We start from the raw sequence: 16,661 nt of genomic DNA, 5'->3' as shown, positions 1-16,661 counted from the left end.
ATCTCATTATTACACAATCAATATTATTTGCATTTATATTTTTATAATAATTTTATAAATATTTAAATTAGATTAAAAGTATTCATTAAACAATATTTTTTTATTTTCTAAATATTTTTTACTTAAAAAAAACATTCTTTTTATTTAAATTATTTAAATTTATAAAAATAATTTTTATCAATGTTTTTAGAATTTTGAAAAAAGAAATAACTTTTTATTTAATAATAGATTATACTGAACAAGTTATTTAAAAAAAAATTAATTTTAAATAAAATATTTACATTTATTTAATGAAAAAAAATCTATACTTTCAATACAAAAATTAAAGTCAAAAAAATTAATTTCAGATGACTTTTTGTTTGTAAACAAACTAACTTTTGTCTAAGTTTTTAGAGGTTTTCGATGAATGACTATAAATCTACTTTAAATTTACCTAAAACCGACTTTTCAATGAAAGGAGATTTATTTAAAAAAGAACCTTTGATATTAGAAAAATGGAATACAGATGATTTATATAATCATATTCGTTTATCTAGAAAAGGGAAAAAAAAATTTTTTATTCAAGACGGACCTCCTTATGCTAATGGAAATATTCATCTAGGTCATGCTTTAAATAAAATTTTAAAAGATATTATCATAAAATCAAAAATAATGTCAGGATTTGATGTTCCTTTTATACCATCTTGGGATTGTCATGGATTACCTATCGAACATGAAGTTGAAAAAAAAATAGGAAAATTAAAAAAAGACATTCCTAAAAAAAAATTTAGATCATTATGTAGATCCTATGCTTTACAACAAGTAGAAAACCAAAAGAAAGATTTTATAAAATTAGGTGTTCTAGGAGATTGGAAAAATTCTTTTTTAACTATGAACCCTAAATCAGAAGGAAATATTATAAAACAGCTTTCAAAACTAATAAAAAATAATCATTTATACCGAGGTTTTAAACCAGTTCATTGGTGCTTTGAATGTCAATCATCTTTATCAGATGCAGAAATTGAACATCAAGAAAAAAAATCTGATTCAGCTATAGTGCTATTTAAAGCAATTGATACTGATATCCTCAAAAAGATTTTTAAAATAAATATTAATTTAAATAATTATTCTATTTATCTTCCAATTTGGACTACTACTATCTGGAGTCTACCTTCCAATAAAGCAATAGCTGTACATCCTGATTTTGAATATCAACTTATTCAAATTAAAAACAATTTTTTAATTTTAGAAAAAAAATTAACAAAAAAAACAATGGAAAAAATAGGTGTTTTAAACTGGAATCCTATAACTAGTTTTACTGGAAAAAAATTAGAAAAATTATATTTCTTACATCCTTTTTTAGAAATTACAACACCCGTAATTTTATCAAAACATGTTACTTCAAAAATAGGAACTGGAGCTATTCACATTGCCCCTGATCATGGACCTGAAGACTACGATATATGTAAAAAATATAAAATTAAAATATCTAATAATATAGATAAAAATGGAATTTTTTTATCCGGAACACATAAATTACTAACTAATATACATATATATAAAAGTATTGATATTATTATCAAGTTATTAAAAAAAAATAATAATTTATTGCATTTAGAAAAAATAAGACATAATTATCCTCATTGTTGGAGACACAAATCTGCAGTAATTTTCCGAACTACTCCTCAATGGTTCATTGGATTAGATAAAAATAATTTAAGAAATACTGCTTTAAAATTTGTTAAAGATATAAAATGGATTCCAAATTGGGGAAAAAAAAGAATGGAATCGATGTTATTAACTCGTCCTGATTGGTGTATTTCTAGACAAAGAACATGGGGAGTACCAATACCTTTTTTTATTCATAAAAAAACAAAAGAATTACATCCATCAACCGAATTTATATTAAAAAAAATATCTAAAAAAGTATCAAATTCAGGAATAGAAATATGGTGGGACCTAAATTTAAAAGAAATTGTTAAAGAAAATTCTGATATGTATTATAAAAGTACAGATATATTAGACGTTTGGTTTGAATCAGGATCCATGAAAATATCAGATATATATATTAATGATACTAAAAAAGAAGAAATTTCAGATATATGTTTAGAAGGTTCAGATCAATATAGAGGCTGGTTTATGTCTTCTATTTTATTATCTAGTGCTACCATAAAAAAATCTCCTTTTAAAACAATTTTTACTCATGGGTTTACTGTTGATCAACAAGGATATAAAATGTCGAAGTCAATAGGAAATACTATAAACCCAAAAAAAATTATTACAACATTGGGAGCTGATATTTTAAGATTATGGGTAGCATCTACTGATGTATCTGAAAATATTTCAATTTCTCATGAAATGTTAAAACAAACAAGTGATCATTATAGAAAAATAAGAAACACTATCCGGTTTTGTCTTTCTAACTTGTATGACTTTAACATAAAAACAGATCTACTTTCTTCTTGTAAAATGATATTACTGGATCAGTGGATTATTGAAAAAACTAAATCTACTCAAGAAAAAATAATATCTTCATATAAAGCTTATAGAATACACGACGTTTTTCAAACTATACTTTACTTTTGTTCAATATACTTAAGTTCTTTTTATTTTGACATTATCAAAGATCGATTGTATACGACTAAAAAAAATGGAATTATTAGAAAAAGTGCTCAAACTAGTTTGTATCATATTTTACATGCTATTATTCGATGGATAGCTCCTATCTTACCATTTACAGCTGATGAATCTTGGAATTATTCACCAGGAAAAAATTCAAAATATATTTTTACTAAAAATTGGTATGATCAACTATTTAATTTACCAAAAAACACTGAAATTAATAATCTCTTTTGGAAAAAAATTATTGCAATAAAAAATGAAGTTAACAAAATTTTAGAAAAATGGAAATTAAAAAAAATAATTAAAAATTCATTAGAAGTATCGGTAACTATTTACTTAGATAAAAAAAATAAAAATATTTTAAACGTATTAAACAACGAACTAAAATTTGCATTCTTAACTTCCAAAGCCAATATTGAAGAATATCACAAAGCTCCATTAGAAGCTTACTGCAGTAGCAAAATAAAAAAATTAAAAATTTATTTAAAAAAAATACAAGGAACAAAATGTCTTCGATGTTGGCATTATTTTAGTTCAGAAAATAAAATAATAGAAAAAGAAAAAATGCAAAATATTTGCAATAGATGCAAAGACAACATCTTAAAACAAGGAGAAAAAAGATTTTTTTTATAAAAATATATGATTTAAAATTCAAAAAACTTCATTTTAAAATACATAAAAAAAATAAATTTTATATTTTCAAAATATTTAAATACTAATTTAAATCAAATTAAACCATAGTAAAAATGCATAAATTAATATTTTAATTACAATTTAAAAAATAATTTTTTTAGTAAAAAATTGAAAGTTTCATTCTTCTAATTTTAATTAAAAAATATTTAAAACTTGTTTAATTTTATTAAAATTAACTATTTTCTATATATATACTACAAATTTTTTATGAAAATATTTCTAACTATATATAATAACTATTATTTAAAATTATATTTTTTCTAATTTCAAGATTAGTTAATTTAATCTCATTACTGAAAACATTAAAAAATTTAAAAAAATGTTAAATACTATGTTGTTTCAATGTTAATTAGTTCACTAATATTGCTTGCAAACTTAAAAGAGGAAAACAATTTGAAAAAAATTACAAGAATTGCAATTTTTGGTGCATTGGGAAAAATGGGTAAAATACTAATTAAAAAAATTCATAAAGATTTAAACTTTAATATCACTGTTGCTATTATAAAAAAAACAGATCCTAGAATTGGAAAAGATCTAGGAAAAATTTTAGGTATAAAAAATATAAACATTAAAACAGATTGCTGTCTAGAAAAAAAAATAAAAAATTTTGACATTTTAATCGATTTTAGTAATACGTCTGAAACGATGCGAAATCTTTTTCTTTGCAAAAAATACAAAAAAAAAATGATCATAGGTACAACAGGCTTTAATGAACAAGAAATTCAAAAAATAAAGGAAAGTTCCAAAAAAATAGCAATTATTTTTTCTGCTAATTACAGCATAGGCATCAATTTAATTTTGAATATATTAGAAAAAATTACAAAAACATTAGTTCCTCATTCTGATATTGAAATTATGGAGTTCCATCATAATAAAAAGATAGATGCTCCATCTGGAACTGCCTTAATGTTAGGAGAAAAGATTGCTAATACTATGAATTGGAAACTTAAAGATCATTCTATATATGAAAGAAATGGAAAAATTGGAAAAAGACCAATCAAAAAAATTGGTTTTTCCACTATTAGAGGGGGAGATGTTATAGGAGAACATACTATTATATTTGCTAGTAAAGGGGAGAGAGTTGAAATATCTCATAAAGCAAGCAATCGAACTTTGTTTGCTAATGGAGTTTTAAGAGCTTTAAATTGGATTTTAAGAAAAAATGATGGGTATTATAATATGGAAGATGTACTTAAGATATAAATTCAAAAATAGACAAATTTGCTAATTTTAGATAATATACCCATAAAATTGGTTTTTTTTTAAATTATAAATAGTTAATTTTAATAATTGGAGTTCCATTTGAGAAAATCAGCAACATTAGTACTAGAAGACGGAACTATATTTTTTGGAAAATCTGTAGGCGAAATTGGTTCTACAGTAGGGGAAGTGGTATTCAACACCTCTATTACTGGATATCAAGAAATACTCACAGATCCTTCTTATTCTCATCAACTAATTGTATTAACTCATCCCCATATCGGCAATGTTGGGATTAATGTAGATGATGGAGAATCAAAAAAAATTTATGCTAAAGGATTAATTGTTAAAGACGTTTCCTTGATTTCTAGTAATTATCGAAGCACTTCTACTTTTCCAGAATATTTAAAAAAAAATAACATTATTTGCATTTCTGACATAGACACTAGAAAATTAACTAGAATAATACGTACGAAAGGATCCCAAAATGGATGTATTATTTCCGGAAAAGAATACAAGAATATAAAAAAAGCAAATGATAAAATTAAAAATTTTAAAGGTTTACAAGGTGTCGATTTAGTTCAAAAAGTTTCTACTCAATTTTATTACAAATGGAAAAAAGATTTGCATCCTTTACAAGTAGAAAATAATACCATTTTTATTAATAAAAAAAAAATCTCTTTTCACGTAGTTGTTTATGACTTGGGTGTTAAAAAAAGCATGTTGAGAATGTTATTTCACAGAAATTGTTCTCTTACTGTAGTTCCTGCAAAAACTAGTTTTAAAGAGACAATGAAATTGTCTCCTGATGGAATTTTTTTATCTAATGGTCCTGGAGATCCCAGACCTTGCAAATACATTATAGGTACAATAAAAAAATTTCTAAAAATGAAAGTTCCTATGTTTGGAATTTGTCTAGGACATCAACTTTTAGCATTAGCTAGTGGAGCTAAAATAATAAAAATGAAATTTGGACACCATGGGGCTAATCATCCTGTAAAAGACATTAATTCAAACTCTGTTTTAATAACTTCTCAAAATCATGGATTCACAGTAGATCCTAAAACTATTTCTAAAAATATTGAAATAACACATAAATCCTTATTTGATAACTCTCTTCAAGGACTAAAATGGAACAAAAAACCTGTATTTAGTTTCCAAGGACATCCTGAAGCTAGTCCAGGCCCTCATGATTCTTCATCATTATTTGATTATTTTATAAAATTAATGGAAACGAATTACAAACAAAAAAATTCAGGAAAAAATAAAAATGCCCAAAAGAACTGATATCAAATCTATCTTAATTCTTGGAGCAGGTCCAATAATTATTGGACAAGCATGCGAGTTTGATTATTCTGGTGCTCAAGCATGCAAAGCTTTACGTGAAGAAGGATATAAAACCATTTTAGTTAATTCTAATCCTGCAACGATAATGACTGATCCTGATATGGCAGATATTACTTATATTGAACCAATTCATTGGAAAATTATCAAAAAAATTATAGAAAAAGAAAAACCAGATGCTTTACTACCAACCATGGGAGGACAAACAGCTCTTAACTGTGCCTTAGAACTAGAAAATAGAAAAATATTATCGGATAATAAAATCTTAATGTTAGGAGCTACTGCCGAATCAATAAAAAAAGCAGAAAATAGAAAATTATTTGAAAAATTAATAAACAAAATAGGACTAAAAACCGCGAAATCAGGAATAGCTCATACCATAGAAGATGCTTACAAGGTATCCAAAAAAATAGGATTTCCTTGTATCATTAGACCTTCTTTTACAATGGGGGGTTCCGGAGGAGGTATTGCATACAATTACGAAGAGTTTAAAGAAATTTGTGAAAAAGGATTAGATCTCTCCCCTAATCATGAACTTTTGATAGATGAATCTTTAATAGGATGGAAAGAATACGAACTAGAAGTTGTAAGAGATCAAAATGATAATTGTATTATCGTTTGTTCAATAGAAAATTTAGATCCTATGGGCATACATACAGGAGATTCGATTACAGTTGCTCCTGCTCAAACATTGACAGACAAAGAATATCAAGCAATGCGAGATGCTTCTATAAAAATTTTAAGAGAAATTGGACTGAAAACAGGTGGATCCAATGTTCAATTTGCTGTAAATCCAAAAAATGGAAAAATGATTATCGTTGAAATGAATCCTAGAGTTTCTAGATCTTCGGCGCTAGCATCCAAAGCAACAGGATTCCCGATTGCTAAAATCGCAGCCAAATTAGCTGTTGGATATACTCTTGATGAATTAAGAAATGACATCACTAGTACATCTTCTCCAGCTTCTTTTGAACCTTCCATTGATTATATAGTTACAAAAATACCTAGATTCAACTTCGAAAAATTTAAAGGTTGTAATGATAGATTGACTACTCAAATGAAATCTGTTGGAGAAGTCATGGCTATAGGAAGAACTTTTCAAGAATCTATTCAAAAAGCCATTAGAGGTTTAGAAATTAATGCTTCTGGATTTGATTCCAAATTAAAAAAAAATTCTGAAAATAATTTAAATCAAATAAAATTTGAATTAAAAAATCCAGGTTCTGATCGAATATGGCATATTGCAGATGCTTTTAGAATAGGTATGTCTGTTCATGCAGTTCATAAACTATCTCTAATTGATCCTTGGTTTTTAATACAAATAAAAGAATTAATTGAAATAGAAAAAAATCTTAAAAAAGTAAACCTTTCTAAAATTAACAAAAATTATTTAACATTTTTGAAAAAAAAGGGATTTTCAGACGAAAGAATTGCTTTCTTAACAAAATCTACAGAAAAAAATATCAGAAAAAAAAGAGAAGAATATAATTTATTTCCAGTTTATAAAAGGGTTGATACTTGTGCAGCAGAGTTTTCTACAGAAACAGCATATATGTATTCCACTTGGGAGGAAGAATGTGAAGCTAATCCCAATAATAATAATAAAAAAATTATCATATTAGGTGGAGGACCTAATAGAATAGGGCAAGGTATTGAATTTGATTACTGTTGTGTTCATGCAGCTCTATCATTACGAAATTCTGGATTCGAAATAATTATGATTAATTGTAATCCAGAAACAGTGTCCACTGACTATGACATTTCTGATCGTCTATATTTTGAACCTGTTACTTTAGAAAATGTATTAGAGATAATTAGGATAGAAAATCCATATGGAGTAATTATTCAATACGGAGGACAAACCCCTTTAAAATTAGCTAAACTTCTTCAAAAAGAAAAAGTTAATATTCTAGGTACAAGTCCTGAGAATATAGATAAGGCAGAAGATCGAAACAAATTTCAGCATATGATAAAAAAATTAGGATTAAATCAACCTAAAAATTCTACTGTTACTAATTTAAAAAATGCCTTAATTGAAGCAAAAAAAATTGGTTATCCTATTATAGCACGTCCTTCATATGTTATAGGAGGAAGTTCAATGGAAATTATATATAATTCAACTTGCTTAAAAAATTATTTTAATAATAAATTGTTTTTATTTAAAAATGTTCCTATTTTATTAGATCATTATTTAGAAGGAGCTATAGAAGTAGATGTAGATGCTGTATTTGATGGAAAAAATATCTTGATCGGTGGAATTATGGAACATATTGAACAAGCGGGGATTCATTCAGGAGATTCTGCATGTTCTTTACCTACTTATACCTTAAATAAAAAAATATTAAATAAAATTAGGTCTCAAGTAAAGAAAATATCTTTTGAATTATCAGTTTTAGGATTAATTAATATTCAATTTGCTATTAAAAATGAAAAATTATACATATTAGAAGTTAACCCTAGAGCTGCTAGAACAATACCATTTGTATCTAAAGCAATTGGTATACCATTAGCAAAAATTTCAGCACTTACTATAATTGGAAAAAATTTAATTTCTCAAGGATTTTCAAAAGAAATAATTCCTCCTTATTATTCTGTAAAAGAAGTGGTACTTCCTTTCAATAAATTTGACAAAATTAATCCATTATTAGGTCCTGAAATGAGATCAACAGGAGAAGTTATGGGTATAGGAAAAAATTTTTCTATTGCTTTTTCAAAAGCTTTATTAGGTGCTCAAATAAGTATCAAATTACCAGGAAGAGCTTTACTTTCAGTAAAAGAAAAAAACATAACAAGCATAATTAATTTAGCAATAAAATTAAAAAAAATAGGATTTAAATTAGATTCTACACAAGAAACATTCAAAATTTTAAAAAGAGCAGGAATTTATTCGAGATTTGTTAATAATTTAAAAGAAGGAAGACCTAATATACAAGATAGGTTAAAAAATAAAGAATATTCATACATAATTAACGTTTCAAATTCCTATGAAGAAATCGAAGAATCTAAATTAATATGCTCTAACGCTTTAGAGTACAAAGTACATTATGATTCTACTTTAAATGGAGCATACGCAACAATTATGGCTTTAAATAATAATCCAACAAAAAATGTTTTTTCTTTACAAGAATTACACAAGAAAATAAAATATGACTTTTAGTTTAATTGTTGCTGTTAGCAACAACTTGGTTATTGGTTTTAATGGAAAAATACCTTGGTACTTACCTGAAGATTTACTTTGGTTCAAAAAAAATACTATCCATAAATTTATTGTAATGGGTCGAAAGACCTGGGAATCAATTAATTGTAAACCTTTATCTTTTCGAAAAAATATAATCATTAGTAGTAATCCAATTACTACTAAGGGAATTATTTCTCTTTCATCAATAGACGAACTGTTAAAATTTGAAGTAAAAAATAAAAAAAGTGAAATAATGATTATCGGTGGAACTAGCATATACTTTCAAATGTTTCCTTATATTAAAAAAATTTATATTACAAACATTAACATTAATGTTGAAGGCGATGCATATTTTCCAATTTTTTTGAAAAAAAATACTTGGAGAATCATTTTTCAGAAAGAAAGTTATTTTTTATCTAACTTAAAAAAAATTGAATTTTGTTTCAATATATTAGTTCGAAAAAATCATAGATATTAATACTGAACAAATTTTTTTTGATCTTCTAATCGAATCATGGTTAATCCTCTTCCCCAACAACAACCAGTATCTAACGGAACTACCCAATTTGGCGTTTGAGTTCCAACTAAAGTCGACCAATGTCCGAAAAAAACTTTATATTTTTTACTAATAGATAAATTTTTTATTTCATACCAAGGTTTGATTTCTTTTTTTACCAAAGATGGATTTTCCTTACAATTTAATTCTAAACTTCCATCTGGAAAACAATATCGCATTCTTGTCAAAACATTAACAGAAAATCGAAAACGAAAAGTTCCTACTAGTTCTTTCTTCCAAAAGTTTGGATAATCTCCTCTAATAGAATTCAAAATATTAAAATAATTTTTCTTTTTTAACATTAATTCACATTCTTTAGCACATTTTTTTGCTGTTTTAATATTCCATTGAGGAGAAATTCCAGCATGAGAAAGTAATATTTTTCTTTTTTCATCTATTCTTAATAATGGTTGTTTCCTTAGCCAATTAATTAGATGATCAGCATCTTTTGATTTTAATAGTTCGGTTAGATTATCTTTTTTACTATTTTTTCTTAATCCAGCATGTATTAATAATAAGTTCAAATCATGATTTCCTAAAACTACTTTTGCAGATTTTCCTAAAGAAAAAACATACTGAAGTACATCTAATGAATCAGGACCTTTTGAAACTAAATCTCCACTTAACCAAAGTTCGTCTTGATTTGAATCAAATTTAACTTTCTGCAACAATGATCTTAATTCTTTATAACAACCATGAACATCTCCTACAAAATAAGTACTCATCTATTTTTCCTAAATAATTTAAAATATAATTAATAAAAATATTTTTGATAAATATCAAATATATTTTAAAACTAAATGCAAAAAAAAATTTATTTCGGAATTAAAAAATTTTTTTTAACTAAATCTTCGGTTAAACAACAATATTCTGATATTGATATATTTTCAGCTCTTAGTAAAGGATTAATGCCTAAATTACGTAATTTTTTTTCAGAAAATAATTCTGATAAACTGTTTCGTAACATTTTTCTTTTTTTAGAAAATGCCATATTAGTAATATATGATAACAATTTAATATTGCTTACATAGTAAGGAGGAAAAAAATGAGGTTCTAATCGAATAAAGGAAGAGTTAACTTTAGGAATTGGAAAAAAACATTCTTTTGGAACATCTATTAATGATGTAACTTTAAAAAAATACTGAACTATTACACTTAATTTCCCGTAATTTTTAGTATTAGGATTAGCCTTAATTCGATTAGCTACTTCTTTTTGAAACATAAAATGCATATCTTTTATAATACGATGAAATTTTAATAATTTTAACATTAAAAAAACTGAAATGTTATAAGGTAAATTACCAAAAATTCGTATTGGAACTTTTTTCTTTTCATAAAATTTTTGCATGTCAAACCTTATAACATTTTCAGAAAAAACAGTTAACTTTTCTGAAGAAACTTTTTCTTTTAGTTTTTTTGATAAACTGTTATCAATTTCTATAGCATAAAGTTTATTTATAAGATCGAGTATAGGAAAAGTTAAAGATCCTAATCCAGGTCCAATTTCTAAAAACACTTCATCTAATTTTGGATCAATTTTTCTAATAATTAAATCAATAATATTTTTATTAATTAAAAAATTCTGTCCTAATTTTTTTGAAGGTTTAAATTTATGAATTTTTTTTTTCATATAATATAACTTATTTTAAATTTAAAAAAATATCGATAATAAAACTTTTAAAAAATGCAACCGTCTCAAAAAATTTGATTTTTATCAAATAATAGAAAATATAAATTTTATTTTTTTTGATAAAGTATAAAATATATAAAACATAAATTAATATAAATGAAATGAGAATTTATGGAATCATGGTTAAAATTATTACTGTTGCAATCTTTAGCTTATTCTTTTATCATTATAGTTATAATTTCTTTTTTGGAATCATTGGCAATCGTTGGTTTATTTTTGCCAGGTATCGTCTTTATGTCCATGATAGGAACTTTAATAGGTAACCAAACATTAAACTTTTATTCGGCATGGATTGCCAGTACAATAGGTTGTTTAATAGGAGATTGGTTATCTTATTTTTTAGGTTTAAAATTTAAACGATGCTTTCATTTATTTAAAAACATAAAGAAATATAAATTGATTTTATTAAAAATTAAAAATACCGTACAAAATCATAGCTTAGCTACTATACTTATTGGTCGTTTTATAGGACCTACCAGAGCTCTAATTCCAATGGTTTCAGGAATGTTAAAACTACCTTTTAAAAAATTTATAATTCCTGATATAATTGGTTGTTTATTATGGCCTCCTATATATTTTTTTCCCGGGATTATAACAGGAATTGTTATAGACTCTCCAAAATATAATGAAAAAGATAACTATCTAAAATGGATAATATTAACTACTTTTTTAATTATTTCTATGGGAATATGGTTGTTATGGTTAAATAGAAATAAAAATCCTAATGAATTCTTAACTCTTTCATTATCAATTAAAAAAATAAATTATATTGGAATTACATTAATTCTTATTGGATTAATTAGTTTGATTTTACTTCAATTTCATCCAAAAGTATCATTTTTTAGACACGCAATATTAAAAATTGTTTCTATCTAAAAATTGATATTTTTTACAAAAAACATATATTCTATTTTTAAAATCAATCGGCACGGAGGGATTTGAACCCCCGACCACTGACACTCTATGACAGTATGCTACCTAGCTATGTGCTACGTGCCGAAATTTATTTCTATAAAAATTTTTTAAATATTGAAAAAAATTTATATTTTAAAGAAAAACTATTTAATTTCATCTATATAAATAAAATCTATATGTATTATTTTAGGTTTAAATGCATGATAATGAATTTCTTTTATCGAAACAATATATTTTTCATTACAAATGATTAACCTTATATTTTTTTTAAAAAATGTTGAATTAATAATAATTTTATTATCTATCTGAATATGTAAAGTTGGTTTTTTTTTTCCATAAACTATTGCTGGAAACTTATTTTTTGTTCGTAATAATCGACTTGCACTTTTCCCAATTTTATCTCGTTGTGTTGCATGAATAATTAACATTTTTAGTTCCTATTAAAAATATAAACTTTTGTACAAATATACTTACTATAATCAAAAAAATAAGATAAATTCTTATAAATTTGAAATAGATAATAACAAAGATATTTCTTTTTTCCATAAATTAGAATCAATAGTTTCTAAAATCAACGGAATATTATTAAAGTTTTCTTGATTCATAATCCAATGAAATGGAGTCATCCCTATATTTCCTTGACCTAAATTATGATGTCGATCCAAACGACTATTAAAGTCAGATTTTGAATCATTTAAATGCATTCCTTTTAAATAATTAAATCCTATTATATCTTGAAACAATTTAAATGTATTCTCGCAATCCCTTTCTGTTCTTAATTCATATCCAGATGAAAATAGATGACAAGTATCAATACAAACTCCTATTCTTGATTGATCATCAACCTTTTGTATAATGTTAAACAATTGTTCAAAACAATACCCTACGCTAGTACCTTGTCCTGCTGTATTTTCTATTATTGCACTTACTCCTTTTACTTTTTCTAACGCTATGTTAATAGAATCCGCTATAACTTGAGCAGACTTTTTTTTGTTAAACTCTTTTAAAAAGTTACCAGGATGAAAATTTAAGTATAATAATCCTAATTGTTGGCAACGATACAACTCATCAATAAATGCTTTTCTAGATTTTTGTAATAATTCTTTTTCAGGATGACATAAATTTATTAAATAACTACTATGTGGTAGTATTTGAAAGTTATTAAAATTACATTCTTTACAAGCTAATTTAAAATCTAATATCTGTTCTTTAGTTAATGGTTTAGCAATCCATCTTCTTTGATTTTTAGTAAAAAATGAAAAAGCAGTCGCTCCTAACTTATAAGCTCGAAAAACTGCTTTTTTTAATCCACCTGAAGCACTTACATGAACTCCAACATATTTCATATTTTAAATTTAATCCAAAAATTACTAATTTTATTTATATGTGTATAATACTATATATTAAAAAATAGTATATTTTTTATTTTTTAATTTTTTAAATCAAGATTTAAAAAATTAATGGTTAGATTTTACTAAAAATTAATTCTAGCAATCGTTCATGCCTATAATATAGAGAACATTTTTTAATACTCGTTTAAAAATATTAATAATAAAATTGTTTATATCAAATTTTTTATTCTATTTGTTATAAATATTCAAATAAACTTAATAAGAAAAAATATGGAAAAAAAAAATTTTTTAACTATTTACGATATTATTTGCAAATTACAAAAATTTTGGAAAAAACAAGATTGTTGTATAATTCAACCTTTAGATTTGCCAATTGGAGCTGGAACATTTCATCATAAAACATTTTTTACTACTATAAATTCTACTCCTTCAAAATTTGGATATGTTCAAGCATCTAGAAGACCATATGATGGAAGATATGGAGAAAATGATAATCGATTACAACATTATTATCAATTTCAGATCATAATTAAACCCGTTCCTTTTAACATTCAAGAATTATATTTAGAATCACTAAAATATATTTCAATTGATCCAACAAAAAATGATATCCGTTTTGTTGAAGATGATTGGAAAAATACCACTTTAGGAGCTTGGGGAATAGGATGGGAAGTATGGTTAAACGGGATGGAGATAACTCAATTTACTTATTTCCAACAAGTTGGAGGTATAGATTGCTTTCCTATAACCATTGAAATTACATACGGGCTGGAAAGAATTTCTATGCACATACAAAATATTAAAAATGTTTATGAATTAATTTGGAGTAAAAATAAAACAAAAGAAATCACTTATAAAGATTTATTTATTCAAAATGAAATAGAGCAATCTGCTTATAACTTTCAATATTCTAATACTCAGTTACTATTAAATCTTTTTGAGAGTCATTTATCAGAGTCCAAAAGACTATTATCTCTTAAACCTAATCTATTGATACCATCTTATGAACATGCCTTATATGCTATACATAATTTTAATCTATTAGATGCTAAAAAAACTATGTCTTCTTCAGAAAGACAAAAAAAAATTCTTTATATACAAACATTAACAAAAGAAATAGCTATTAGATATAAAAAATCACTATAACTTTTATTTGGAAAATTTATGAAAAAAATATTTTTATTTGAATTAGGAACTGAACAACTACCTGCTAAAACATTGAAATCTCTTTCAAAATCTTTTTTTAATAATTTTGAAAAATTACTAAATATTTACAATGTAAAATATAAAAAAATATTTTGGTTTGCTACATCAAGAAGATTAGCTATCAAGATATATTTAACCAATAAAAAAAAATGTTCGTCCTCTTTCAAAGAAAAAAAAATAAACGAAACACTAAAAAAAAATTTAAAAAATCAAACAAAATCTAAAAAAGATATTGATCTTATCTCTAAAATTATTAGTTTTTCTTTTAAAAAAATTGATTCTTCTAAATTAATGATATGGGAAGACAAAAAATATAAATTTTATAGACCCGTTAGATATATTTTAGCTCTATTAAATTCAAAAATTGTTGACCTAAAATTATTTAATATTTGTTCTAATCGAGTAACAGAGGGTCATTTTTTAATGGAAAAGAAAAAAATTACTCTTAATCACGCTGCTGATTATCCTATTATATTAAAGAATATTGGTAAAGTACTTCCTAATTATGAAGAAAGAAAACAAATAATATATAAAAAAATGTTAAAAAAAATAAAAAAAATAAATGGAGTTCTAAATATTGACAAAAGTTTGTTAGAAGAAATTACATCGTCGGTTGAATGGCCTAATGTATTAATTGGAAAATTTAAAAAAAAATTTCTAAAAATTCCATTAGAAATATTAAAACATGTTATACAAAATATTCAAAAATGTTTTCTACTATACGAAAAATCAAAAAAATTAAAAAATTATTTTCTAATTATTAGTGATATTTTAACAAAAAAATACGAAAAAATTATTATAGGTAATGAAATAGTTATACATTCTAGACTATCAGACATTAATTTCTTTTTAAAAAAAGATCGATTAAAAAATTTAGAAAGTTACCTTCCTAATTTAAAAAATGTAATTTTTCAAGAAAAATTAGGAACTTTATTCGACAAAACTATTCGATTAAAAAAACTATCTACTTGGATTTGTAAATTTACCGGAGCAAATGAACAAGAATCAAATCGAGCTGCTGAATTATCAAAATGTGATCTTGTTACCAATATGGTTTTTGAATTTCCAGAATTACAAGGTATTATAGGTAGTTACTATGCTTTCTGTGATAAAGAATCTATCTCTGTAATAAATGCAATCAAAAATCAATATTGTTTTTTCAAAAAAAGCAAGGAAATTCCCTCTGATCTCGTTTGTTGTACTTTACTAATAGCAGATAAAATTGACACTATCTCAAGTATGTTTTTAATCAACAAAATTCCTTCAGGAGAAAAGGATCCTTTTTCTTTAAGAAGAGCTGCTTTAAGCATTATTAAAATAATCATAAATAATCAAATCTATATTGATTTAATTCAATTAATAAAAAAATCGATTAAATTAACTACTTTAAATTACAAAAAAGAATTAGTATTTCAGATAAAAAATTTTTTTTTAATACGGTTATATAATTTTTACAAAGAAAAAGGATATCCTATAAAGATAATCAAATCTGTTTTAGATTTAGAATCAAATGAATTAACAGAAATTAATAACAAAATTATAGAGCTATTCTCTTTAAAAGAAAAATTAAAATTACTAATTACAATTTTTAAAAGAATTCAAAACATATTAAAAAAAAATAATAAAAAAATAAATTATTTTGTAAATGAAAAACTTCTAATTCATGAAAGTGAAATAAAACTATTTTTTGAACTGAAAAAATACAAAATCACAATAAAAAAACTTTTATCTAAAAAAAAATATAAAGAATCATTATTAAAAATTATTAATTTAATAAAATTTATAGAAAATTTTTTTGAACAAACAATTGTTTATGACAAAAATGATGATATTTGCTTAAATCGTTTGTCATTGTTAAATGAAGTAAAAAAAATATTCTTAAAGATAACAAATTTTGCATTGTTAATTTAAATCAAATGAAATTTA

Annotated in this window: 12 protein-coding genes and 1 tRNA gene; 8 read left to right on the top strand and 5 right to left on the bottom strand. The window is 24.2% G+C overall.

The window, feature by feature from the left end:
- The first annotated feature begins 402 nt into the window (after positions 1-402).
- The 5 genes from ileS (at position 403) to RJT62_RS00650 (ending at position 9,494) form a co-directional block, all read left to right on the top strand.
- Positions 403-3,234, top strand: coding sequence for an isoleucine--tRNA ligase (ileS, locus tag RJT62_RS00670; RefSeq protein WP_343153854.1), 2,832 nt, complete (start codon positions 403-405; stop codon positions 3,232-3,234).
- 453 nt (positions 3,235-3,687) lie between these two features.
- The gene (gene dapB / locus RJT62_RS00665) at positions 3,688-4,497 is read left to right on the top strand and encodes a 4-hydroxy-tetrahydrodipicolinate reductase (RefSeq protein WP_343153853.1); all 810 of its coding nucleotides are present in this window, start codon (positions 3,688-3,690) and stop codon (positions 4,495-4,497) included.
- Between the two features lie 99 nt (positions 4,498-4,596).
- Entirely contained in the window at positions 4,597-5,781 is a 1,185-nt protein-coding gene (carA, locus tag RJT62_RS00660) for a glutamine-hydrolyzing carbamoyl-phosphate synthase small subunit (RefSeq protein WP_343153852.1), read from the top strand.
- Entirely contained in the window at positions 5,765-8,995 is a 3,231-nt protein-coding gene (gene carB / locus RJT62_RS00655; RefSeq protein ID WP_343153851.1) for a carbamoyl-phosphate synthase large subunit, read from the top strand. The genes carA and carB overlap by 17 nt, the downstream gene beginning before the upstream one ends.
- The gene (locus RJT62_RS00650) at positions 8,985-9,494 is read left to right on the top strand and encodes a dihydrofolate reductase (protein WP_343153850.1); all 510 of its coding nucleotides are present in this window, start codon (positions 8,985-8,987) and stop codon (positions 9,492-9,494) included. Before carB ends, RJT62_RS00650 begins: the two co-directional genes overlap by 11 nt.
- On the opposite strand, the gene RJT62_RS00645 is transcribed toward RJT62_RS00650, so the two are convergent.
- Together RJT62_RS00645 and rsmA are read right to left on the bottom strand one after the other, a co-directional pair.
- Positions 9,491-10,297: a symmetrical bis(5'-nucleosyl)-tetraphosphatase gene (locus RJT62_RS00645; protein WP_343153849.1), complete on the bottom strand. Its 807-nt coding sequence runs from the start codon at positions 10,295-10,297 to the stop codon at positions 9,491-9,493. The genes RJT62_RS00650 and RJT62_RS00645 overlap by 4 nt on opposite strands.
- A gap of 89 nt (positions 10,298-10,386) precedes the next feature.
- Positions 10,387-11,202 carry a 16S rRNA (adenine(1518)-N(6)/adenine(1519)-N(6))-dimethyltransferase RsmA gene (gene rsmA / locus RJT62_RS00640; protein WP_343153848.1) on the bottom strand — a complete coding sequence of 272 codons (816 nt, stop codon included), beginning with the start codon at positions 11,200-11,202 and terminating at the stop codon, positions 10,387-10,389.
- Between the two features lie 171 nt (positions 11,203-11,373).
- On the opposite strand from rsmA, the gene RJT62_RS00635 reads away from it, so the two are divergent.
- Positions 11,374-12,138, top strand: coding sequence for a DedA family protein (locus tag RJT62_RS00635; RefSeq protein WP_343153847.1), 765 nt, complete (start codon positions 11,374-11,376; stop codon positions 12,136-12,138).
- 47 nt (positions 12,139-12,185) lie between these two features.
- Here the strand turns inward: RJT62_RS00635 and RJT62_RS00630 are convergent.
- The 3 genes from RJT62_RS00630 to nfo form a co-directional block, all read right to left on the bottom strand.
- Positions 12,186-12,261: transfer RNA gene (locus RJT62_RS00630), tRNA-Ser, on the bottom strand.
- A gap of 59 nt (positions 12,262-12,320) precedes the next feature.
- Positions 12,321-12,605, bottom strand: coding sequence for a 50S ribosomal protein L25 (gene rplY / locus RJT62_RS00625; RefSeq protein ID WP_343153846.1), 285 nt, complete (start codon positions 12,603-12,605; stop codon positions 12,321-12,323).
- Positions 12,606-12,677: 72 nt separating this feature from the next.
- Positions 12,678-13,523, bottom strand: a complete 846-nt coding sequence (gene nfo, locus RJT62_RS00620) for a deoxyribonuclease IV (protein ID WP_343153845.1) — start codon at positions 13,521-13,523, stop codon at positions 12,678-12,680.
- A 276-nt stretch (positions 13,524-13,799) separates the two neighbouring features.
- Between nfo and glyQ the strand changes: the two genes are divergently transcribed.
- Together glyQ and glyS are read left to right on the top strand one after the other, a co-directional pair.
- Entirely contained in the window at positions 13,800-14,675 is an 876-nt protein-coding gene (gene glyQ, locus RJT62_RS00615) for a glycine--tRNA ligase subunit alpha (protein WP_343153844.1), read from the top strand.
- Between the two features lie 18 nt (positions 14,676-14,693).
- Complete coding sequence (gene glyS / locus RJT62_RS00610) at positions 14,694-16,646, top strand: glycine--tRNA ligase subunit beta (protein WP_343153843.1); 1,953 nt, start codon at positions 14,694-14,696, stop codon at positions 16,644-16,646.
- The last annotated feature ends 15 nt before the right edge of the window (positions 16,647-16,661 follow it).

Source organism: Buchnera aphidicola (Mindarus keteleerifoliae) (assembly GCF_039392895.1).
Taxonomy (GTDB): Bacteria; Pseudomonadota; Gammaproteobacteria; order Enterobacterales; family Enterobacteriaceae; genus Buchnera_A; species Buchnera_A aphidicola_A.
The sequence above is the reverse complement of the archived record's forward strand: the minus strand, read 5'-3'. Positions and strand labels throughout refer to the sequence as shown.